Source organism: Cohnella terricola, from assembly GCF_007786475.1.
In the GTDB taxonomy this organism is placed as follows: Bacteria; Bacillota; Bacilli; order Paenibacillales; family Paenibacillaceae; genus Cohnella; species Cohnella terricola.
On the sequence record NZ_VNJJ01000001.1, the window covers coordinates 420,665 to 440,547 of the forward strand.

The 19,883-nt window shown below is 53.6% G+C and carries 18 protein-coding genes; 14 read left to right on the top strand and 4 right to left on the bottom strand.

Going from position 1 to position 19,883, the window contains the following annotated elements:
* Positions 1–26: 26 nt before the first annotated feature.
* From FPZ45_RS01955 to FPZ45_RS01975, 5 genes are all read left to right on the top strand, one after another.
* Complete coding sequence (locus FPZ45_RS01955) at positions 27–737, top strand: YwaF family protein (RefSeq protein WP_186438184.1); 711 nt, start codon at positions 27–29, stop codon at positions 735–737.
* Positions 738–752: 15 nt separating this feature from the next.
* Positions 753–2,348, top strand: coding sequence for a DUF2339 domain-containing protein (locus FPZ45_RS01960; protein ID WP_144697832.1), 1,596 nt, complete (start codon positions 753–755; stop codon positions 2,346–2,348).
* Between the two features lie 82 nt (positions 2,349–2,430).
* Entirely contained in the window at positions 2,431–3,210 is a 780-nt protein-coding gene (locus FPZ45_RS01965; protein ID WP_144697834.1) for a formate/nitrite transporter family protein, read from the top strand.
* Between the two features lie 31 nt (positions 3,211–3,241).
* A complete protein-coding gene (locus tag FPZ45_RS01970; RefSeq protein ID WP_144697836.1) occupies positions 3,242–4,165 on the top strand; it encodes an L-lactate dehydrogenase in 924 nt (307 codons plus the stop codon).
* Positions 4,166–4,261: 96 nt separating this feature from the next.
* The gene (locus tag FPZ45_RS01975) at positions 4,262–4,918 is read left to right on the top strand and encodes an SGNH/GDSL hydrolase family protein (RefSeq protein WP_144697838.1); all 657 of its coding nucleotides are present in this window, start codon (positions 4,262–4,264) and stop codon (positions 4,916–4,918) included.
* Between the two features lie 64 nt (positions 4,919–4,982).
* On the opposite strand, the gene FPZ45_RS01980 is transcribed toward FPZ45_RS01975, so the two are convergent.
* Positions 4,983–5,291 (bottom strand): hypothetical protein, encoded by a 309-nt coding sequence (locus FPZ45_RS01980; RefSeq protein WP_144697840.1) that lies wholly within the window; start codon positions 5,289–5,291, stop codon positions 4,983–4,985.
* A 102-nt stretch (positions 5,292–5,393) separates the two neighbouring features.
* Between FPZ45_RS01980 and FPZ45_RS01985 the strand changes: the two genes are divergently transcribed.
* From FPZ45_RS01985 to FPZ45_RS02015, 7 genes are all read left to right on the top strand, one after another.
* The gene (locus tag FPZ45_RS01985; protein WP_144697842.1) at positions 5,394–6,320 is read left to right on the top strand and encodes an AEC family transporter; all 927 of its coding nucleotides are present in this window, start codon (positions 5,394–5,396) and stop codon (positions 6,318–6,320) included.
* 1,217 nt (positions 6,321–7,537) lie between these two features.
* Complete coding sequence (locus FPZ45_RS01990) at positions 7,538–8,677, top strand: Gfo/Idh/MocA family protein (protein WP_144697844.1); 1,140 nt, start codon at positions 7,538–7,540, stop codon at positions 8,675–8,677.
* The gene (locus FPZ45_RS01995; protein ID WP_144697846.1) at positions 8,674–9,768 is read left to right on the top strand and encodes a Gfo/Idh/MocA family protein; all 1,095 of its coding nucleotides are present in this window, start codon (positions 8,674–8,676) and stop codon (positions 9,766–9,768) included. Before FPZ45_RS01990 ends, FPZ45_RS01995 begins: the two co-directional genes overlap by 4 nt.
* A gap of 16 nt (positions 9,769–9,784) precedes the next feature.
* The gene (locus FPZ45_RS02000; RefSeq protein WP_144698367.1) at positions 9,785–10,657 is read left to right on the top strand and encodes a sugar phosphate isomerase/epimerase family protein; all 873 of its coding nucleotides are present in this window, start codon (positions 9,785–9,787) and stop codon (positions 10,655–10,657) included.
* Positions 10,650–11,525: a helix-turn-helix transcriptional regulator gene (locus tag FPZ45_RS02005; protein ID WP_246120281.1), complete on the top strand. Its 876-nt coding sequence runs from the start codon at positions 10,650–10,652 to the stop codon at positions 11,523–11,525. The genes FPZ45_RS02000 and FPZ45_RS02005 overlap by 8 nt, the downstream gene beginning before the upstream one ends.
* Positions 11,522–12,580 carry a mannonate dehydratase gene (uxuA, locus tag FPZ45_RS02010; RefSeq protein WP_144697848.1) on the top strand — a complete coding sequence of 353 codons (1,059 nt, stop codon included), beginning with the start codon at positions 11,522–11,524 and terminating at the stop codon, positions 12,578–12,580. The genes FPZ45_RS02005 and uxuA overlap by 4 nt, the downstream gene beginning before the upstream one ends.
* Positions 12,581–12,691: 111 nt before the next feature.
* On the top strand, positions 12,692–13,336 hold the full coding sequence (locus FPZ45_RS02015) for a bifunctional 4-hydroxy-2-oxoglutarate aldolase/2-dehydro-3-deoxy-phosphogluconate aldolase (protein ID WP_144697850.1): 645 nt from the start codon (positions 12,692–12,694) through the stop codon (positions 13,334–13,336).
* Positions 13,337–13,460: 124 nt separating this feature from the next.
* Here the strand turns inward: FPZ45_RS02015 and FPZ45_RS02020 are convergent, their stop codons facing one another.
* Positions 13,461–14,693: an aminopeptidase gene (locus tag FPZ45_RS02020; RefSeq protein ID WP_144697851.1), complete on the bottom strand. Its 1,233-nt coding sequence runs from the start codon at positions 14,691–14,693 to the stop codon at positions 13,461–13,463.
* Positions 14,694–14,925: 232 nt separating this feature from the next.
* Here FPZ45_RS02020 and FPZ45_RS02025 point away from each other — a divergent pair, with 232 nt between their 5' ends.
* Complete coding sequence (locus FPZ45_RS02025) at positions 14,926–15,567, top strand: helix-turn-helix transcriptional regulator (protein WP_144697853.1); 642 nt, start codon at positions 14,926–14,928, stop codon at positions 15,565–15,567.
* Positions 15,568–15,578: 11 nt separating this feature from the next.
* Positions 15,579–16,388, top strand: coding sequence for a pyruvate, water dikinase regulatory protein (locus tag FPZ45_RS02030; RefSeq protein WP_144697856.1), 810 nt, complete (start codon positions 15,579–15,581; stop codon positions 16,386–16,388).
* A gap of 418 nt (positions 16,389–16,806) precedes the next feature.
* Here the strand turns inward: FPZ45_RS02030 and FPZ45_RS02035 are convergent, their stop codons facing one another.
* Both FPZ45_RS02035 and FPZ45_RS02040 read right to left on the bottom strand, forming a co-directional pair.
* Positions 16,807–18,540 carry a glycine betaine ABC transporter substrate-binding protein gene (locus tag FPZ45_RS02035; protein ID WP_144697858.1) on the bottom strand — a complete coding sequence of 578 codons (1,734 nt, stop codon included), beginning with the start codon at positions 18,538–18,540 and terminating at the stop codon, positions 16,807–16,809.
* Positions 18,537–19,742 carry a quaternary amine ABC transporter ATP-binding protein gene (locus tag FPZ45_RS02040; protein WP_144697860.1) on the bottom strand — a complete coding sequence of 402 codons (1,206 nt, stop codon included), beginning with the start codon at positions 19,740–19,742 and terminating at the stop codon, positions 18,537–18,539. The genes FPZ45_RS02035 and FPZ45_RS02040 overlap by 4 nt, the downstream gene beginning before the upstream one ends.
* Between the last annotated feature and the right edge of the window lie 141 nt (positions 19,743–19,883).

The window sequence follows — 19,883 nt, forward strand, 5'->3', positions numbered from 1 at the left end:
CCAATACTCGGAAAAGAGGGATGGAGATGGCGTTCGAGGCATTCTCGGCTGCGCATATGCTCGGCATCGCGATGGCCGCGGTTATCGTGTGCGCGATTGTGATTTTTCGCAAGCGATTAAGAACGCCGAGAGCGAACCGTTATGCGAGATACGCATTAGTCGCATTGTTGGTCGGGTGCGAACTCTCGCTGCAAGTCTGGTACGGCCTAACGGATAATTGGGGCGTCTACTCGCTCCCCTTTCAGCTGTGCAGCATCATGATGTGGCTGTCCGCGCTGCTTTTGCTGACTCGCAGCCGCAGGCTATATGAGGTCACGTTTTTCCTCGGGCTCATGGGCGCGCTGCAGGCGCTCCTGACTCCGAATCTGGATGCGGGCTATCCGCAGTTTCGCTTCTTTCACTTCTTTATTGCGCATGGAGCCATAATTGGAGCAAGCCTGTTCTTGACGGTGATCGAAGACTATCGTCCGACGACGGCTTCTATATTTCGAGCGCTCGGCTGGCTGCACGCGCTTGCGGTTCCCGCAGCGATTACGAACGCGGTCGCCGGCACCAACTTCATGTTTCTCGCCCGCAAGCCGGATACCGCGTCCTTGTTGGACCTGCTTGCTCCATGGCCCTGGTATTTGCTCGAATTGGAGCTGGTTGCGTTGATTCTCTGCTTCTTCTTGTACTTCGTCGTAAGGCTTATGGATCGGTTGTTGCGCGTAGATTCGAGACTTTCATCCCACTCGTAGGAGGCTGTTTCCGATATGGAACCCATTATTCGCAAGCATTGGACATCCCTTCTTGGCGTATTGTTTATTCTGGCGGCATTCGTTACGTTATTCAAATATTCCGTCGAGCAAGGCTGGATCACCGACGGTTTGAAAATCGCATTCGGGTTGCTAAGCGGGGCGGGATTGTGCGTCGCGGGTCAGGCTCTGGTTTCGCGCAAGCCCGGTTGGTTGGCCGGCGTTCAGATTTTGATCGGTCTCGGCGCTTGTATCTTGTATGCGACGTTTTCTTTTGCAGGCATCTATTACCGGTTATGGAGCCCGATGACCGTCCTCATCGGCATGACGGCCGTAACGGCAGGGGCTTCCGCTTATGCTTTCCGTTTCGATTCGAGACTGCTTATGAACATCGCGCTGGCCGGCGGACTGTTATCCCCGTTGCTCATGCAACCGGACACGGATCAAGTCTTCACCTTGTTCCTATATCTGCTCGTCCTGAACTCGGCTTTTTTCTTTCTAAGCATCGCGAAAAAATGGAACGAATTAAGAATTGTCGCGTTCGTTGGCACATGGATCGTGTATGCGACCTATTTTGTGCATTTCTCTCCATCGACCGACGGGGTCTGGAGCATGCCGCTGCGTTATGCGTTAGCTGCATTCGTTTTTTACCTGATCGGTTTCCTTCTTTCGTCCTGGAAAGATAATCTTTGCTTTGATGGCTGGAACCTCTATTTAAGCTTGGCGAACGGCGTCTTATTCGGCAGTTGGTCCATATTCATCCTACAAGGAGAAGTTCATTATTCTTCGATATTGGCATTGATCGGCGTCTGTTATCTAATCTCCGGAGGAATTATCTATCGGCTCGTGACCCGGATTCAAACGGCTTCCGCAGGACATCTGCTTGGTGGCGCGCTGATGCTGCTGCTTTCTTCCTCGCACCTTGGAAGCGGTCTTGCGTCCAAACCGCTCATTAACGTATTCGTATGGGGAGGCATCGCCGGCGCTCTCGCCATTATCGGCCAGTTCAGAAGATCGGCGGTCGTCAGCCTTGCTTCTGTAACGATCTGGTCAATCGTCGGATTCTACTGGTTTGCGGTGACCTGGCAAGCACCGCGCGGCGATTGGTTCGGAACGTTCATTCCTTTCCTCAACTGGGGAGCGCTGTCCTGGATGCTGCTAGCGGCAATCGGTTTCTACTTCTCCGCGAAAGGGATAGCCGTAGCGACGCCGAAAGCCGCTGGAACGTTTCTGTCGAATCTATTTGCAGTGTTCTCGCATCTGATCGTTGGGGGATTGTTGACCGTTCAGATCCGCAACGTATTTATCGTTTATGCGGATGAAACGGCGGACCGCCTTTTGCAACTTTCCCTAAGCGTTTCCTGGGGGATTTACGCCCTTCTCTTGTGTCTATGGGGGACTTATCGCCATCAATGGTTATTCCGCGTCTTCGGCGGCATCGTGCTCGTATTGGTCGGGTGCAAAGCCTTGTTCTTGGATTTAGAAGGCAAGATGATGTTATATAAGTTTGCCGTTCTTCTCGTGCTGGCCGGAATTTCTTTCTTAATCACCTGGGTAAACGGAAAATGGAATAATGAACGGAAGGAAGTATCTTTGGAACCTAATTGTGATTAACCTCACAGTGTTAAAACCCTCAATGTGATAATGTCAAAATATCAAATTCAGTTCCGGCAACGGGCCGTTGGGGGGAACGGGCATGGAAACGGAAGCGTTATTGAAGGTAGAACAGCTGGCGATGAAGAAATATAAGATATATAAACAAAGCTTGCTGCGTTATCTGGCGCGTTCGATGCTGGCGAGCATGTTTATCGGCTTCGGGGTGATCGTGGCATTCAAGACCGGCAGCTTTTTCTACAACGAGCACTCGGCGATGACTTACCCGATGGCGGCTCTGACTTTCGGTTCCGCGATCATTTTGATTTCGTACGGAGGAGGAGATTTGTTTACCGGCAATACGTTCTATTACTCGTACGCGGCATTGCGTAAGAAGATGGAATGGCGAACGACGGCGAAGCTTTGGGTCTTAAGCTTTACGGGCAATGTGCTGGGCGCGGCCGTATTTGCCTGCCTGATCTATACGACCGGGCTGTTCGATGAATCTTCCGTGAACGGTTTCCTGCTCAGTGTCGTCGAGAAGAAAATGCACGCGCCGGCCATGGAACTTTTTTTCCGGGCGATTCTATGTAACTGGCTCGTATGTATGGCTTTCTTCCTGCCGATGTTCATGAAGACCGATGGGGCGAAAATGTTCGCGATGCTTCTGTTCGTTTTCTGCTTCTTCATCTCCGGTTACGAGCATAGCATCGCCAATCTGTGCACGTTCGCGATCGCGCTCGTGCTTAACCATCCGGGAACGATCTCGTTCGGCGGAGTCATGCATAATCTGATTCCAGTTACGCTTGGTAACCTGATCGGCGGGGGATTGCTGATGGGCTTTATGTACTATTACGTGAATAAACCTTTTATGGAAGACTAGAAACATTAAAGACGGCTGGAGGAACGGTAAAATGGCGAATAAAACGAGAGTGGTCATTATCGGAGCGGGAGCGGTGGGCTCCACGACGGCATATACGTTGCTGCTGCGCAATCGGGTAGACGAATTGGTGCTGATCGACGCCAATCAAAAGAAAGCGTTCGGAGATGCACTGGATATGAATCACGGCATGCCTTTCCTGGGAGGGGCGAAGCTGTGGGCGGGTACATACGAGGACTGCGCCGATGCGGATATTATCATCATTACGGCTGGCGCGGCACAGCGCGAGGGGGAGACACGCGTCGATCTGCTGAAACGCAACGTCGCGATCTTTGACAGCATCGTCACGGAAGTGACGAAGGTCAACTCGCACGGCATTATGCTGATCGCGTCCAACCCGGTCGATATTATGAGCTATTTCTCCTGGCGGAAATCGCAATGGCCGATTAATCGCATCATTGGATCGGGCACACTGCTCGACAGCGCCCGATTCCGGTATTTGATCGGAGACAAGTTGGGTATCGATCCACGTAGCGTTCATGGTCACATCGTCGGCGAACACGGCGATTCCGAGCTGCCTCTTTGGAGCCTTGCGAACGTGGCCGGGGCTAAGCTGCAGCTGAGCGATTCCGACAAGAACGAGATTTTCGAGAATACGCGAGATGCGGCGTATCAGATTATTAGCGCCAAAGGTGCAACCTACTACGCGATCGCGCTGGCTCTGGACCGGATCGTAACGGCGATTCTGCGGGACGAGGGCGCGGTGCTTAATGTTTCCACCTTGCTGAAGGACTACCACGGCATATCGGACGTGTTCCTAGGCGTTCCTTGCATCGTCGATCGTTCCGGCGTTCGCGAAGTGATGGACATTCAATTGACTGATGATGAGACGGAGCTTCTGCATCGGTCCGCGGATAAGCTCAAAGGATTAATCGAGTCGATTTCTCTACCATCCTGAGCCCGGATCCGGCTATACCCGAAAAACGATCCGTTGTACAATGAGGTTGTCTGAAGCATGAGTACAATATGGATCCGATTAGGGGAGAGACTGGACATGCGATTGCAAAAAGGTCAGAAGCTGTTATTCATCGGGGATTCGATTACGGATTGCGAACGGGCAAGACCGATCGGCGAAGGGCTGTTCGGCGCGCTGGGCAAAGGCTACGTGTCCATGGTGGACGCGTTCTTGACGGCGGTATATCCGGAGCTTGGCATCCGGGTCGTGAACGTGGGGACAAGCGGCAACAATGTGGTCAATCTTCGCGACAGATGGCAAGAGGACGTTCTGGATCAGAAACCGGACTGGCTCTCGGTCATGATCGGCACGAACGACGTCTGGCGGCAATTCGACACGCCGTTTATCAAGGATTGGCACGTATATCCGGAAGAGTACGAAACGACGCTGCGCGCTCTAGTCGAGCGAACGAAACCTCTCGTGGGCAACATCGTACTGATGACGCCGTTCTTTCTCGAGAGCAACGAGCAGGACGCCATGCGCATTAGAATGGATGAATACGGCGCGATCGTAAAGAAAATCGCCCAGGAGTATGGAGCCTTGTTCGTAGATACGCAAGTGGCATATAACGTCGTGCTGAAGGATTTATACTCCGCGACGCTGGCTTGGGACCGCGTGCATCCGACGCCTGCGGGACACGTCGTTCTGGCGAGAGCTTTCCTGAACGCCATTGGATTCGATTGGAACAAAGCTTAAAAAATGAAACCGCCAATATCTCGTTATGCGAGAGAATCGGCGGTTTCATTTTTTACGAATATCATTATTCTCCGTTCAGCCTGAACCGCTCGATTTGATCGAACAGCTTTTCCTTCAGGAGAATTTCCCGCTGCTTCCATCCCATTAAGTCGAAATGAGGGAACGGAGAACGGTTATGAATATATTTAGGATTTAGTCCATTGGAGACGCACCACGCGACGAGACGCTCGAAATCGGAATTGCCGACTTTCGTGACCGTACGAAAATCCGGAAAACGCGGATCGTGCCAATAATGCGTCAAAAACGCGGTTTCTCCGCGAGAGACCGCTTCCTTCCACGCGTTCAGTTCCGCTCTGTTAATCCCGAAAGCCACTTCACTTCATCCTTCTCTCATGGTAATCTGGTAGTTATTTAATAGTATACCACGCCTGGCTCGGAAAGGCGGATTATGCGGCGAGAGAGGATCTCAGACAACATGGACATTTTCCTGCACATTCTGTGGAATAACGTACTTCCTTTATCTATCGTAATTGGTTTGGGAATCGCATTGCATCGGATCTTCAAGCTGGATATTCGGACGTTATCGAAGCTTAATTTTTACTTATTCTCTCCGGCGATTATGTTCGAGCTGTTATACGGTACGGCAATATCGTTGCAATTGTTCGGGCAAGTCCTGTTATTTTTCGTCATCTTTATGCTGCTGCAATACGCAGTTCTTGAAGCGGTCGTTAGGGTGAGAAAATACAAAGGCGGCATGAGAGCGGCGATGCGTAACAGCGTCTTGTTCTATAACAGCGCGAATTACGGGATCCCGATCAACCAGCTTGCGTTTTCCGGCAATACGTATACGCTTTCTATCCAAGTGATTATCATGATGATGCAATCGCTCATCCCGAATACATACGGCATCTACAACGTGAACGCCCATAAGGCGACTTGGCGCGAGATTCGCAAGGTCATTCTGTCGATGCCCGTGATCTACGTCATTCCGGTAGCCTTGCTTATGCGCGGCTTTAGCGTGCCGCTGCCTGAGTCCGTGGACATCTCGGTCGGTTACTTGTCGCACGCTTTTATCGCGATGGCTTTGTTTACGCTCGGCGTGCAGCTTGGAGACATGAAGGGGTTTCTCAGCCGTAAACTTGCGCTCGACGTCGGCATCGCGACGACACTGCGCCTGGTCGCCGGACCGCTTCTGGCTTGGGGCGTCGTGCTGCTGCTTGGGGTGGACGACATGACGGCGTCGGCGTTGATCGTATCGTCGGCCGTTCCGACATCTCTCTCGAGCGTGCTGCTGGCGGTGGAGTTCGATAACGAGAAGGACTTCGCCTCCCAGAGCGTATTGATGTCCACGGCGCTGAGCATCGTGACGGTTACGGCCGCTATTTATTTGCTGAGAATATGAAGAGAATATCGAACCTGTAAAATGTCGTCATTCATCCGTCTCGGGCAGATTTTCTTGAGGTAGAGACTGCTTGATTGGAGGATGATTAGCGATGAAAAACATCGTACTTCCGCCTCGTTTGGCACGGGTTGAGAGCAAGTACGATGAAAAACATCGCTATGAGCGGCGAGCTGCCACTTATTGCGCGCCCCCGGGATGATTAGTAATGAAAAACATCGTACTTCCGCCTCGTTTGGCACGGGTTGAGAGCAAGTACGATGAAAAACATTGCTATTAGCGGCGAACCGCCACGTTTTGCACGCTCCTGGATGATTAGTGATGAAGAACATCGTACTTCCGCCTCGCGGGGCGCGGGTTGAGAGCAAGTACGATGAAAAACATTGCTATGAGCGGCAAGCTGCCACTTATTGCGCGCCCCCGGGATGATTAGTGATGAAGAACATCGTACTTCCGCCTCGCGGGGCGCGGGTTGAGAGCAAGTACGATGAAAAACATCGCTATGAGCGACGAACCGCCACTTATTGCGCGCCCCCGGGATGATTAGTAATGAAAAACATCGTACTTCCGCCTTGCGGGGCGCGGGTTGAGAGCAAGTACGATGAAAACATTGCTATGAGCGGCGAGCTGCCACTTATTGCGCGTCCCCCGGGATGATTAGCAATGAAAAACATCGTACTTCCGCCTCGTTTGGCACGGGTTGAGAGGAAGTACGATGAAAAACATCGCTATTAGCGGCGAGCTGCCACTTATTGCGCGCCCCCGGATGATTAGTGATGAAGAACATCGTACTTCCGCCTCGCGGGGCGCGGGTTGAGAGCAAGTACGATGAAAAACATTGATATTAGCGGCGAGCTGCCACTTATTGCGCGCCCCCGGGATGATTAGTGATGAAGAACATCGTACTTCCGCCTCGCGGGGCACGGGTTGAGAGCAAGTACGATGAAAAACATCGCTATGAGCGACGAACCTCCATTTTTTGACACAAAGAATCGGAAATCCTTCAAACTCAAAAGGACCGTCTGGGCGTTTTTCCCTAACGGTTTTTTTATTGTTCATTCCATGGCTTCGGTACCGTTAAGTGGACTCACAGTTAAACGCGTGTAAACATCCAATGCCTGAGAGTTAAGTTTATTTACAGTCAATCGTGATACAATGGCTTTAGCATTCTATACAACGGCTTTAGCATTCTATACAACGCGAAAAGAGGCGAATGTTGCTTGCAAACAGTGAGAATCGGAATTGTCGGCTTGGGGAACATGGGATCCGGGCATGCCCGCTATTTGATTGAAGGTCAAGTAAAAGGAGCCGTTCTGACGGCGGTCAGCGACGTGAGCGAGGAGAGATTGAACTGGGCGAAGGAGAAGTGGGGAGATCAGCTTCACACTTACCTGACCCCCGGCGAGATGTTCCGTTCCGGCGAGGTAGACGGCGTATTGCTCTGTACGCCGCATTACGATCACCCGAGGCAAGCGATCGAAGCGTTCGAGTGCGGCATGCACGTTCTCGTCGAGAAACCGGCAGGCGTCTATACGAAACAAGTGCGCGAGATGAACGAAGCGGCAGCTCGAAGCGGTAAAATCTACGGAATCATGTACAATCAGCGCACGAATCCGCTATATATCAAACTTAAAGAGTTGATTTCATCCGGAGAGCTTGGGGAAATCCGCCGCACCAACTGGATTATTACGAATTGGTACCGTTCTCAAGCCTATTACAATTCCGGCGGGTGGAGAGCGACCTGGGCCGGAGAAGGTGGAGGAGTGCTGATTAACCAGGACCCCCACCAGCTCGACCTGTGGCAGTGGACGACGGGGTTGATGCCGAAGCGGATACGTGCTTTCTGTGCCTTCGGCAAGCATCGCGACATCGAAGTCGAGAACGACGTGACCGCTTATGCGGAGTATGAGAACGGGGCGACGGGCGTGTTCGTGACGTCGACTTACGAGACGCCGGGAACGAACCGGTTCGAAATCTCTGGAGACCGCGGCAAAATCGTCATCGAGGATGATAAAATGACGTTCTGGCGGCTTCGCCAATTGGAATCCGAGTTTAATCGCGACAATCGGGACGCATTCGCCCAGCCGGAATGCTGGAAGTTCGATATTCCGATCAAACCCGGAGGAACGCAGCATAAGGAGATCACGCAAAATTGGACGGATTCGATTCTTCATGGCACGCCTCTGCTTGCACCGGGCGAAGAAGGCATTAAAGGACTGACGATCTCCAATGCGATGCTGCTATCCACATGGACAGACGGATGGGTCGACCTTCCGATCGACGAGGACTTGTTCCACGACAAGCTTCAGGAACAGATTACCCGTTCTGCCAGTGCGTCGGGCAAAGGGGGTAAAGCATGAGTCGGACTAACGGCATGAATTACGCGCCGCAAGGAAAACCTCGCCCTGTCGTCGGTAAGGGAGAATTCACGTTCGCGGCGATGTCCCTCGAGCATGGTCACATCTACGGGATGTGCAACGGATTAATCGAAGCGGGCGCAACACTGAAATGGGTGTACGATCCCGACCCGGACAAAGTCCGTCGGTTCGTCGAGGTTTATCCGCAGGCGCGGCCTGCCGCTTATGAGCAGGAAATCTTGCAGGACCCGGATGTCGCGCTCGTCGCGGCGGCGGCCATTCCTTGTGATAGAGGTCCGCTTGGAATCAAGGTTATGGAGCATGGCAAAGATTATTTTACGGACAAGACGCCGTTTACGACTTTTGAACAGTTGGAGCAGGCGAGGCGAGCCGTTCGAACTACGGGGCGCAAATACGCCGTCTACTACAGCGAACGGCTGCATGTGGAGAGCGCGGTATTCGCCGGGCAGCTCCTACAGGACGGGGCGATCGGACGCGTCGCTCAAGTGCTTGGCCTCGGCCCGCATCGCCTTAATGCCGCGCAAAGACCCGATTGGTTTTTTAAGAAGGCGCAGTACGGCGGAATCCTGTGCGATATCGGCAGCCACCAGATCGAGCAGTTTTTGTACTTCGCGGGTTGCAAGGACGCGACAGTGTCGCACAGCAAAGTCGCGAATTACAACAATGCTTTGTACCCGGAGTTGGAGGATTTCGGGGATGCGACTCTTGTCGGGGACAACGGGGCGACGAACTATTTCCGCGTCGATTGGCTGACGCCGGACGGTTTGTCGACTTGGGGAGACGGACGTACGGTTATATTGGGGACGAAAGGGTACATCGAGCTGCGGAAGTACGTCGATATCGCGCATCAAGCGACGGGAGACCATCTCTATCTCGTGAACGACGAAGGAGAATTTCACATGGAGCTGGGCGGAAAGGTCGGTTATCCGTTCTTCGGAGAATTGATTCTGGACAGCTTGAATCGGACGGAATTAGCGATGACTCAGGCGCACGCGTTCAAGGCGGCGGAATTATGCTTGCAAGCGCAGGCGTCGGCGGTCAGGATCGATATGTTCGGCACGAACTTCAGTTGAGGAGGAGTATCCGATGATTAAGTTATCGGTATTTACAGTCGCCACACCGGAGATGGGACCGGAAGAGCTCGCAGCGGCGGCCAAAGCGGCGGGATTGCAGGCCGTGGAATGGCGTTATACGGATATTCCGGCGGAAGCGGCAAGCCAGTCCCCGTCGTTCTGGGGGAACAATCTATGCACGATTCGCCCTTCAGGAGGGACTGCGGAGCTGGATCGCTTCAAGCAGGCGACGGACCGATATGGGATCGAGACACTCAGCGTAACTCCGTACTTGAGATCCGGCGATTTGGAATCGACCGAGAAAGTGCTGCAGGCGGCGCAATACATGGGGGCCACCTATATACGGCTTGGCGTTCCGGGATATGACCGCAGTGAACGATTTGACGAATTGTTCGCGTCGGCGCGCACCTACTTGACCGAAGCGGAGAAGCTTTGCCGGAAGTACGGAGTTAAAGGTTTGGTCGAGATTCATCACAGGACGATCGCCGCCACCGCCTCCGGCGCCCGCAGGCTCGTCGATGGATTGGATCCGGACGCAGTGGGCGTTCTATTCGATCCTGGCAACACGGTGCACGAAGGGTTCGAGAACTACAGGATGGCGCTCGAAATTCTGGGGCAGTACTTGGCGCATGTGCACGTGAAAAACGCGGGATGGATAAAAACCGGAACATCCGAGGACGGCAGCGCGATATGGCAATGCGAATGGGTAGCGTTGAAGGAAGGGATGGTGCCGTGGAGACAAGTGCTCTCCGATCTTCTGACGGTCGGTTACGACGGTTATCTTGGGGTGGAGGATTTCAGCAAGCAGTTCGCGGAATCTCGGGCAATGCTCATCCATTATGCCGACTATATCGGGGGACTTCTGAAGGAGCTTCAGTCCGGTGTTTGAGTTCAACTACCGGATGAAAGGCGCGTTCGAGCCGATCTTCCACTCCCACACATTCTACGAGATCTATTATTTTCACGAGGGCAAATGCAATTATTTGATCGGAGACCAGATTTATACGCTGTCTCCCGGCGACTTGATCCTCATGTACGGGATGACGCTGCATTGTCCGAAGATCGACCCTTCGGTTCCGTACATCCGGACGATCGTTCATTTCGATCCGGCGATCCTAAGGCCGTTCTTGGAGATGCCGCAGGCGATTCCGTTCATGCAGCCGTTTGATCAATTCAAGAACTATCGGCTAAGCTTGCGGAGCGCGGATAAAGAGGAGGCCGAACGGATTCTCGGAGTCATGCGCGAGCATCAGCTTAGGGGAGATCCGGTCGGGGAAGGGCGATTGCGACTGGCGTTCGTCGATTTGCTGCACTTTATTTACGAACGATGCCTTCAACCGTTAAGACGGCAAAAGGAATTTCCGTCAGACAAGGAACGAACGGTACAAGACGTGATCGCGTGGCTTGAAGGAAGGTATGCGGAAGAAGAGCTGAGCATGGAGCAAATCCAGAGCGAGCTTCATCTAAGCAAATCCTATTTGGCGAAAATTTTCAAAGAAGTTACAGGCGCGACGATCTTCGAATATGTATTCCGCAAAAGAATCAACGAAGCGAAAATTTTGTTTTTGCTGAATCCGGAGCTGGCCGTAACGGAAGTTTCCTTCCGGCTTGGTTTCAAACATCTGGCTCATTTCAGTAGATTGTTCAAGCAGCAAGTTGGCGTTTCGCCGGAAAAATATAAAAAACAAATCCGGGAAGACGGTTCCGGAAGCGGCTTGACGGCAGCCGGGACCGTGGAGAGGGGAACGAGCTCGTGAAAATGACATTCCGTTGGTACGGGGACGACGACCCCGTCCAACTATGGCAAATTCGCCAGATCCCTGGCGTAACCGGCATCGTAAGCGCGATCTACGATGTGCCGGTCGGCGAGGCATGGCCTCTCGACAAGATCTTGGAGTTAAAGGCGAAGATCGAATCGGCGGGACTTGAGCTCAGTGTCATAGAGAGCGTGCCCGTTCACGAGCACATCAAGCTGGGTCTCCCTGATCGGGACCGTCTCATCGCCAACTACAGACAAACGCTTCGCAATCTGGGCAAAGCGGGAATTCGCACCGTCTGCTACAATTTCATGCCGGTATTCGATTGGACTCGCTCCCAACTTGACTACGTTCTGGAGGACGGCTCGAACGCGCTTATTTACGATGAAGAAGTCGTGCAGCGCATGAACCCGCTAACCGGGGAGCTTCAGCTTCCGGGATGGGATAGCAGCTATAGGAAAGAGGATCTGAAGCTTCTATTCGATCAATACGCGTTGGTCGACGAGGAGAAGCTTTGGGACAATCTCGCTTATTTCGTGAAGGCGATTATGCCGGTCGCGGAGGAAGCAGGCGTCCTCATGTCGATCCATCCGGACGATCCGCCTTGGCCGATCTTCGGATTGCCGCGCATTATTACCGGCGGAGACGCGCTGGAGAGGTTTATCCGGCTGTACGATGGATCCGTAAACGGGCTATGCTTATGCAGCGGCTCGCTCGGCGCAAACCCGGACAACGACATCCCGGCGCTTATTCGCCGCTTCGGCGAGGAAGGCAGAATTCACTTCGTGCATGCGCGCAATATCAAGTTTACGGGCGAGCGCTCCTTCCAGGAATCGGCGCATTTGTCCTCGGCGGGGTCGCTCGATATGGCGGAGATCGTACGGGCGCTTCGGGATATCGGATACGAAGGGCCGACGCGTCCCGACCATGGCCGGATGATCTGGGGAGAAACAGGGAGACCGGGTTACGGGTTGTACGATCGCGCCCTCGGAGCCGTGTATTTGAACGGAATGTGGGAAGCGATCGGCAAAGAGCGGGCGGCAACGAAGGGCTAGCGCAGGCTGGTTTCATCGAACTCGCGTCGGTGGTACAATGGGACGAGACGGGTACGGCGACGTTGGCCGTCATCCGATCGAACTGATGACTAGCGATAAAGGAGCTTCCCCATGGCCTCTACTCTCATGCAAGCTTTATCCCGCGAGAAGATCATAGCGATCGCCCGCGGTTATACGTCGGAACAACTGCTGGCGGCGGCGAAATCGCTTGCCGACGGCGGAATTTCTTTTCTTGAAGTCACCTTGAACACCGACGGTGCGCTGGGGATGATTTCCTGGCTGCGCGAAACCTACGGCGACCGCATGCATATCGGAGCGGGAACGGTGCTCGATATCGGGCAAGCCAAGGAAGCAATCGCCGCGGGCGCACAATATTTGATCTCGCCCAACCTCGACGAGGATGTCGTCTATCACGGCGTCGAGCAAGGTCTGGAAGTGTGGCCGGGAACGATGACGCCTACGGAAATCGTACGTGCCTATAAGGCCGGAGCATCCGCAGTCAAGCTGTTCCCGATGGGCGCGCTCGGCATTAACTACTTGAAAGAAATTCGCGCGCCGCTGGGCACGATTCCAATGATCGCTACTGGCGGAGTGAATCTGGACAATATCGACGCCGTGCTGGAAGCGGGGGCGTTCGCCGTTGGCATGGGCGGGAATTTGCTCGATAAGCGGCTCATCGCGGAAGGCAAATTCGATGAACTTCGGGTGCACGCGCAAGCTTTCGCGAATAAAGCCCAGGGAGCTCGAACGATATAATAGGCGGAGACGCCGAAAACAAAACAACCGAGACGGGGGACGATGCCCCCTAATCTCGGTTGTTTTGTTTGACCAGCATTCTGCGATTGTTTCATAAGAACTCTAGCCAATAGCCCCCATCGACTCAGACTGCCCAGTTACCGTTCCGGAAGATCGGTTCCACGGTTCCATCCTCCGTAATTCCGTCGATGTCTAGGTCCGCCCGACCGATCATAAAATCGATGTGAGTCAGACTATGGTTGATCCCTTTGTCTCCGAGTTGCTCTTTGCTCATCGCAAGACCGCCCTCGATGCAGAACGGGAAGCCGAAGCCGATCGCCAGATGGCAGGCAGCATTTTCATCGAACAACGTATTGTAGAAAATCAAGTTCGTGTCCGAGATCGGGGAACGATGGGGTACGAGAGCGATCTCTCCCAAATAATGCGAACCGTCGTCCGTCTCGACGAGTTGCTTCAGAGTATCGTATTCCTTCTCAGCGCTATAGTCGACGATGCGTCCATCCTTGAAGGTGAACGAGAAGTTCTCGATCAGCTTGCCGCCGTAGTTCAGCGGTTTACTGCTGGATACCGTTCCGTTGATTTTGTCCCTGTGCGGAGAAGTAAATACTTCTTCCGTCGGTATATTGGGAATGAAGGCGGTGCCTGCCGCATTCGTTCCTCCGGCCCTCGTCCATAGATGCCCGTCGGTCAAACCTATTGTCAGATCTGTGCCTGGAGCGCGGTACTTAAGCTCCTTGTATTTCTTTTCGTTCAGCCATTTTGCCTTGGCGGATAAGGTGGCCGCGTGCTCCCGCCAATGTTCGATCGGATTTTCTTCGTTCACGCGCGCTGCGGCAAAGAACGCTTCCCAGAGAGCGTTGACGCGATCGTTCTCCGCAAGCTCCGGAAATACTTTGTTTGCCCATGGTTGAGTTGGATAAGCAACGATAGACCAAGCGCATATATTATTGAGAGTAAAACGTCTGAACGGCTGCATCGCGGTCTGCTGAGCTTTGGTCGAAAGAGCGATCCGCTTCGGATCGACGCCTTGCAGGATATCCGGATTCTCCGCGACGACGTGCAGGAACGCGGTGCCCTCTTCAGCCATTTTTACTCTGCTGTCTGTAAGCCAAGTAGGAAAATAGGAAAGCGTCTCTTCCGATACAAGCTCGAGCCGGCTTCGGCTGACTTCTTCGTCGCTCCAGTCGACCTGAACGTACTTCGCTCCGATCTCATAGGCACGCTTAACGGCCGCCCGAACGAATTCGGCGGCGGATATCGGCGATATGATGCATAACTGTTGACCCGGCTGTACGTTGACGCCGACTTCCACGGCCAGCGCGGCATATTGCTCCAGACGTTGCTGGAATGGCTTCATTATGTATCCTCTCCTTTGTGTTTTATTATACTCTTGTCCCGATAACTTAAGCAAAAAGGAATAGCTTCTTCATAAGCTTTTCATGAAATATGTCCATATATAAAATTATCGCGGGAAATATTGTGTCATAAATAGGTTTGTGGTATACCGTAAATAGCAAAATGATTCGCCGCGAGTCCGGGAACGGCCGGCGCGAACGGATTTCGAGAGAGTATAGAGGAGTGAGGATGCTATCGAACTCACGGCAAGACAAGTCGCGATTATCGATATCGTGAAGAAACATGCCCCGATTACCGGCGAGCAGATCGCGGAATGCTTGGGCATCAGCCGTCCGACGATCCGGTCGGACTTATCCGTATTGGTGATGTTGGGCTATATCGACGCGAAGCCGAAAGTCGGTTATTTTCTCGGCAAGGTGATGACCTCTGAAGGACGTCAGAGCGAGAAAGTCATGAACTTAAAGGTAAAGGACGTAATGAATCGGCCCGTCGTCATCGTCGAAACCTCGACCGTGAACGACGCGGTGATTTCGTTGTTCGTGGAAAATACCGGCTTTCTGACCGTGACCGACGATCAGGGAGATCTTACGGGCATGGTTTCATTGAAGGATTTGCTTAAGGTGACGCTCGGCAACCCGAACGCCGCGGCTATTCCGATTAGCATGGTGATGACCAGAGTGCCGCGCCTCGCTTACGTGACTCCCGACGATTCGCTGCTCGAAGCCGCCAGAAAGATGCTTGACCATCAAGTCGGCGGATTGCCGGTCGTCCATATTCACGGCGATCGGAGCCGTCTCGAAGTGGTCGGGCGAATCACGAAAACCAACATGACGCAAGCTTTGGTGGATTTGACTTCGGGCTTTATCGTCGAGTAGGGGGAACATGGATGTCGGAGCAACGACAGAAGATTATATTCGTATGTTCGGACGCCGTCGGAGAAACCGCCGAAGCGGTGGCAAGGGCAACGGCGAGGCAATTCGCAACCGAACAGGTCAAGATCAAGAGATACGGCAACATCAAGCATGAGGACGAGATCAAGTCGATCATTAACGAGGCGATGCAATGCGGTGGATTTATCGCCTATACGCTGGTGCAGCCTGAGCTGCGCGAGACGATGCGCGAAGAGACGATTCGGCTAGGCGTGCGCGCGGTGGACGTGATGGGCCCGATGATGCAAGCTTTTATCGATACGTTTAACGATTCTCCCAAGTATAAGCCGGGCCTACTGCATGAAATGGACGAAAACTATTACAGGAAAATTGAAGCGATCGAGTTCGCCGTGAAGTACGACGACGGCAAAGATGCGCGGGGCCTTGTGCAGGCGCAAGTCGTATTAGTCGGGGTCTCGCGCACATCCAAGACTCCGCTCAGCATATACTTGGCTCACAAGGGCATCAAGACCGCCAACTACCCGCTGACGATCGAGGTGAAACCTCCGCAGGAGCTTTTCTCGGCTTCTAATCGGCTCGTTGTCGGTTTGACGATGCAGCCGGAGCGGTTGCTCAAAATTCGCACGGAGCGGCTTAAGGCGTTAGGCCTGCCGAGCCAGGCGAACTATGCCTCGATGGAGCGCATTGAGAAAGAGTTGACGTTTGCTAACGAGATTATGAAGCGGCTGCAATGCCCGATAATCGACGTTTCCGAGAAAGCGATCGAAGAGACAGCCGGATTGATCATTGAACTTATGGCACCATAATATAGTCATGCAGAATACACGGCCCTTTCTCTTCCTAGCAGGAAGACGGAAGGGCTTTTTGCGGTTTCTGCTCGTTTGATGTTGCAGGGGGGCGGTGGGAATAGGTGCGTGTGGCGGTAACAGTCTTCTGGAAGGCTCCAACCCCGTGGATCCGACGCTATAACGGTCTGAGAGACCGCTAAATCGCCTCAGTGCCGGGAATCCACCGCTATAACGGTCTGAGAGACCGCTAAATCGCCTCAGTGCCGGGAATCCACCGCTATAACGGTCTGAGAGACCGCTAAATCGCCTCAGTCCCGAGAATCCACCACTATAACGGTCTGAGAGACCGCTAAATCGCCCCGGTACTGGGATTCCGACGCTGTAACGGCCTGAGAGACCGTTAAATTGCCTCAGCCCCGGGAATCCGCCTTTACCACTAACGTAAATCTTCGATCGAATTAACGTCCATATAAGAGGGGACGACGAAGCCCAGGCGGGTTCCTTCTAGGTTGGAACCGAGGTCTTCGAAGCTGCCTTTGTATTTGTTGTAGAAATCGATGGAGGTGGTCGGGAGCCAGGCGGCGACCATGGCGTCGGCGTCTCCACCTGCGATGCCGGCCCACATCGGGCCGATCTCGACTTGCAGCAGATCCACCTTAAATCCGAGTCGGCTTTCCAGCACGTTCTTGACAACGTGAGTACTCGCGATCTCCGAATCCCACGCCACGAGAGCAAGCTTGAGCTTCTGTCCCGATGCAGGAGGAATGCCCTTTACCCATTCGTCCACGGTCGCGGCATTGTCCTTCACCCATCCAGCAGCAGCATCGTCGGGATTTTTGCCCTCACTGATGCCGATCATCACTTTCTCCATATCGGACGGTGTCCAGTGGAACCGATCCAAGAAACGGTAAGCGGAGGGCTGATCCTTGTCCAACTTCAATCTGGCGATCGTGTGGATTTCCTCGCTTGCTCCGAACGACCCTTTGGGATCATCCAAATACTTCAAGTCGTATTTGACGAACATCCAATGCGGCGTCCAACCGGTGACGATGATCGGCTGTTGCGCTTTGTATGCTTTGTCGAGCGCCGCTGTCATGGCGGTGCCCGAACCTTCCAGCAACGACCAATTCCGCAGCTCGTAATCCTGCAAAGCTTTCGCCGACGCTTTCATCAGCCCGGCCCCCGGATCGATGCCGATAATCCGGTTACCGACGGTTTCTCCGATGCTTCCGGCTTCGTTGCCCGCCGCTCCCTCGCGCACATTGTGATAAACGCCCGCGGCCGCAATCGCGACGATCACCGCTCCGCCGATCCAGGCCGCTTGGCGCAAGCCGCCTTTGCGCTTCCGGCGGTCCGATCCGACCAATCTCTGCGACAGGCGGTCGAGCAGAATGGCGAGAATAACGACGGCGAGCCCGGCCTCGAACCCTTTGCCCGTGTTCAATTGGGTGACCGACCGATACACTTCAGCGCCGACGCCTTGCGCGCCGATCATGGATGCGATGACGACCATCGACAGGGAGAGCATGATCGTTTGATTGATGCCCGCCATAATGTTCGGCAACGCCAAAGGAAGCTGGACTTGAAACAGTTTCTGCCCCGGCGTAGATCCGAACGCTTCAGAAGCTTCGATCAGATCGTCCGGCACTTGACGGATGCCCAGATTCGTCAGCCTAATCGTCGGGGAAATCGAGAAAATGACGGACGCGATTACACCGGGAACGACCCCCAGCCCGAAGAACGTAACGGCCGGAATCAAATAAACGAAAGCGGGCATCGTCTGCATAAAATCGAGTAAAGGAGTGATCGCGTTCTGAACGACGCGGTTTCCGGCGCAGGCAATCCCGAGCGGTAATCCCAATACGACGGAGATCAGCGACGAAGTCAGTACGAGCGCGGACGTATCCATTGTCGGGTCCCAGTATCCGAGATCCCAGATCAGTACGAGACCGATCGCGGTGAAAAGGGCCAGCTTCCATCGACCCAAGCGGTAGGCCAAAGCGATCAGCAGCACGATAATGAGCCATTCGGGCAGAAGATGAAGCAGGGAGGAGATGGCATTCACGACGCCGCTGATGATCGAAGCGAGCAAATCGAACAATAAACGAAGATGAACGCTCAACCAATCTACGCCGCGTTCCACCCATCGATCCAGAGGAAGTTTGGTCATTTTCCTTCTCCTCCAGATTCGTTATGCTCATTGCCGCCGGACAGCGCGGCTAGCACCGCTCCTCGCAATATAATCCCTTGCAGCTTGCCATTCTCTCCGACAACCGCGGCGGGAATGCGGGTGCTGCTGACGACCTCGAACAATTCGTTCAAATGCTGCTCCGGTCGGAACACTGGAACGTCGCGAATCGCGATGTCCATTAAAGACCGGCCTCTTTTGATCGCGTCGGAAGCGTCTTCTGCCGAGATCGCGCCGAGAAGCTTTCTGGACCTGTCCACTAAATACAGATTGGAAACCCCGCTGTCATGCATAAGCTGCAATGCGACCCGGGGGCCGCGGTCGGGAGAGATCGTCTCGGGTCTGCGCATAACGTGGGAAGCGGTCAGCACCTTGGACAGATCGACGTCTTCGACAAATCGCTGCACGAATTTGTTGGCCGGGTTGATCATGATTTCTTCGGGCGTGCCGATCTGCACGATAGCCCCGTCGCGCATCAGAGCTACCCGATCCCCGATTCTGAGCGCTTCGTCAAGATCGTGGGTAATAAAAACGATCGTCTTTTTCATCGTTTGCTGCAAATCGAGCAGTTCGTCTTGCATGTCTTTGCGAATAAGCGGGTCTAGCGCGCTGAACGCTTCGTCCATGAGCAGGATGTCCGGGGCGTTGGCTAGCGCCCGCGCCAATCCGACGCGCTGCTGCATGCCTCCGCTTAATTGATCGGGATAGCGGGATTCCAATCCTTTTAGGCCGACGAGTTCCAGGGACTGCAGCGCTTTGTCGCGGCGGGCGTGCGGATCTACGCCTTTGATCCGAAGCCCGTATTCGACGTTCTCGATGATGGTTCTGTGCGGGAACAAGGCGAATTTCTGAAAAACCATCGCCATGCGCTCGCGTCTTACTTCCCTTAATTGCTGGGCATTCATGGACACGATGTCTTTGCCTCCGATCAGCACCTTCCCGCCGGTCGGTTCGATAAGACGGTTGAGCATTCTAACGAGGGTCGATTTGCCGCTTCCGGATAGCCCCATGATGACGAAAATTTCGCCTTCTTCGATGGTAAAGCTGACGCGGTTGACGCCCACCGTATGTTTCGTTGTCTCGAAGATCGTTTTTTTCGATATGCCTTCGGCGAGCAAATTCAGTGCTTTTACTGGCTCCGGTCCGAAAATCTTAGTTAGTTCTTTCACTTCAACGATTGGCATGGTGCCTCCATTTGGCTTTGGAGAAATGGGATTTAAGTTAGATTTTACAAAAACGTTCCCGATTACGCGCGCAAGATGAAGGACAACGCTACTAAAAATTACCTTGACAGCTACCAATGTAAGCGATATCATTTAAGAAGA

What these genes read in the sequence shown, in the direction of transcription:
- FPZ45_RS01955 (WP_186438184.1), top strand. Translation starts at nt 27, where the DNA reads ATGGCGTTCGAGGCATTCTCGGCTGCGCATATGCTCGGCATCGCGATG.
- FPZ45_RS01960 (WP_144697832.1), top strand. Translation starts at nt 753, where the DNA reads ATGGAACCCATTATTCGCAAGCATTGGACATCCCTTCTTGGCGTATTG.
- FPZ45_RS01965 (WP_144697834.1), top strand. Translation starts at nt 2,431, where the DNA reads ATGGAAACGGAAGCGTTATTGAAGGTAGAACAGCTGGCGATGAAGAAA.
- FPZ45_RS01970 (WP_144697836.1), top strand. Translation starts at nt 3,242, where the DNA reads ATGGCGAATAAAACGAGAGTGGTCATTATCGGAGCGGGAGCGGTGGGC.
- FPZ45_RS01975 (WP_144697838.1), top strand. Translation starts at nt 4,262, where the DNA reads ATGCGATTGCAAAAAGGTCAGAAGCTGTTATTCATCGGGGATTCGATT.
- FPZ45_RS01985 (WP_144697842.1), top strand. Translation starts at nt 5,394, where the DNA reads ATGGACATTTTCCTGCACATTCTGTGGAATAACGTACTTCCTTTATCT.
- FPZ45_RS01995 (WP_144697846.1), top strand. Translation starts at nt 8,674, where the DNA reads ATGAGTCGGACTAACGGCATGAATTACGCGCCGCAAGGAAAACCTCGC.
- FPZ45_RS02015 (WP_144697850.1), top strand. Translation starts at nt 12,692, where the DNA reads ATGGCCTCTACTCTCATGCAAGCTTTATCCCGCGAGAAGATCATAGCG.
- FPZ45_RS02020 (WP_144697851.1), bottom strand. Translation starts at nt 14,693, where the DNA reads ATGAAGCCATTCCAGCAACGTCTGGAGCAATATGCCGCGCTGGCCGTG.
- FPZ45_RS02030 (WP_144697856.1), top strand. Translation starts at nt 15,579, where the DNA reads ATGTCGGAGCAACGACAGAAGATTATATTCGTATGTTCGGACGCCGTC.
- FPZ45_RS02035 (WP_144697858.1), bottom strand. Translation starts at nt 18,540, where the DNA reads ATGACCAAACTTCCTCTGGATCGATGGGTGGAACGCGGCGTAGATTGG.
- FPZ45_RS02040 (WP_144697860.1), bottom strand. Translation starts at nt 19,742, where the DNA reads ATGCCAATCGTTGAAGTGAAAGAACTAACTAAGATTTTCGGACCGGAG.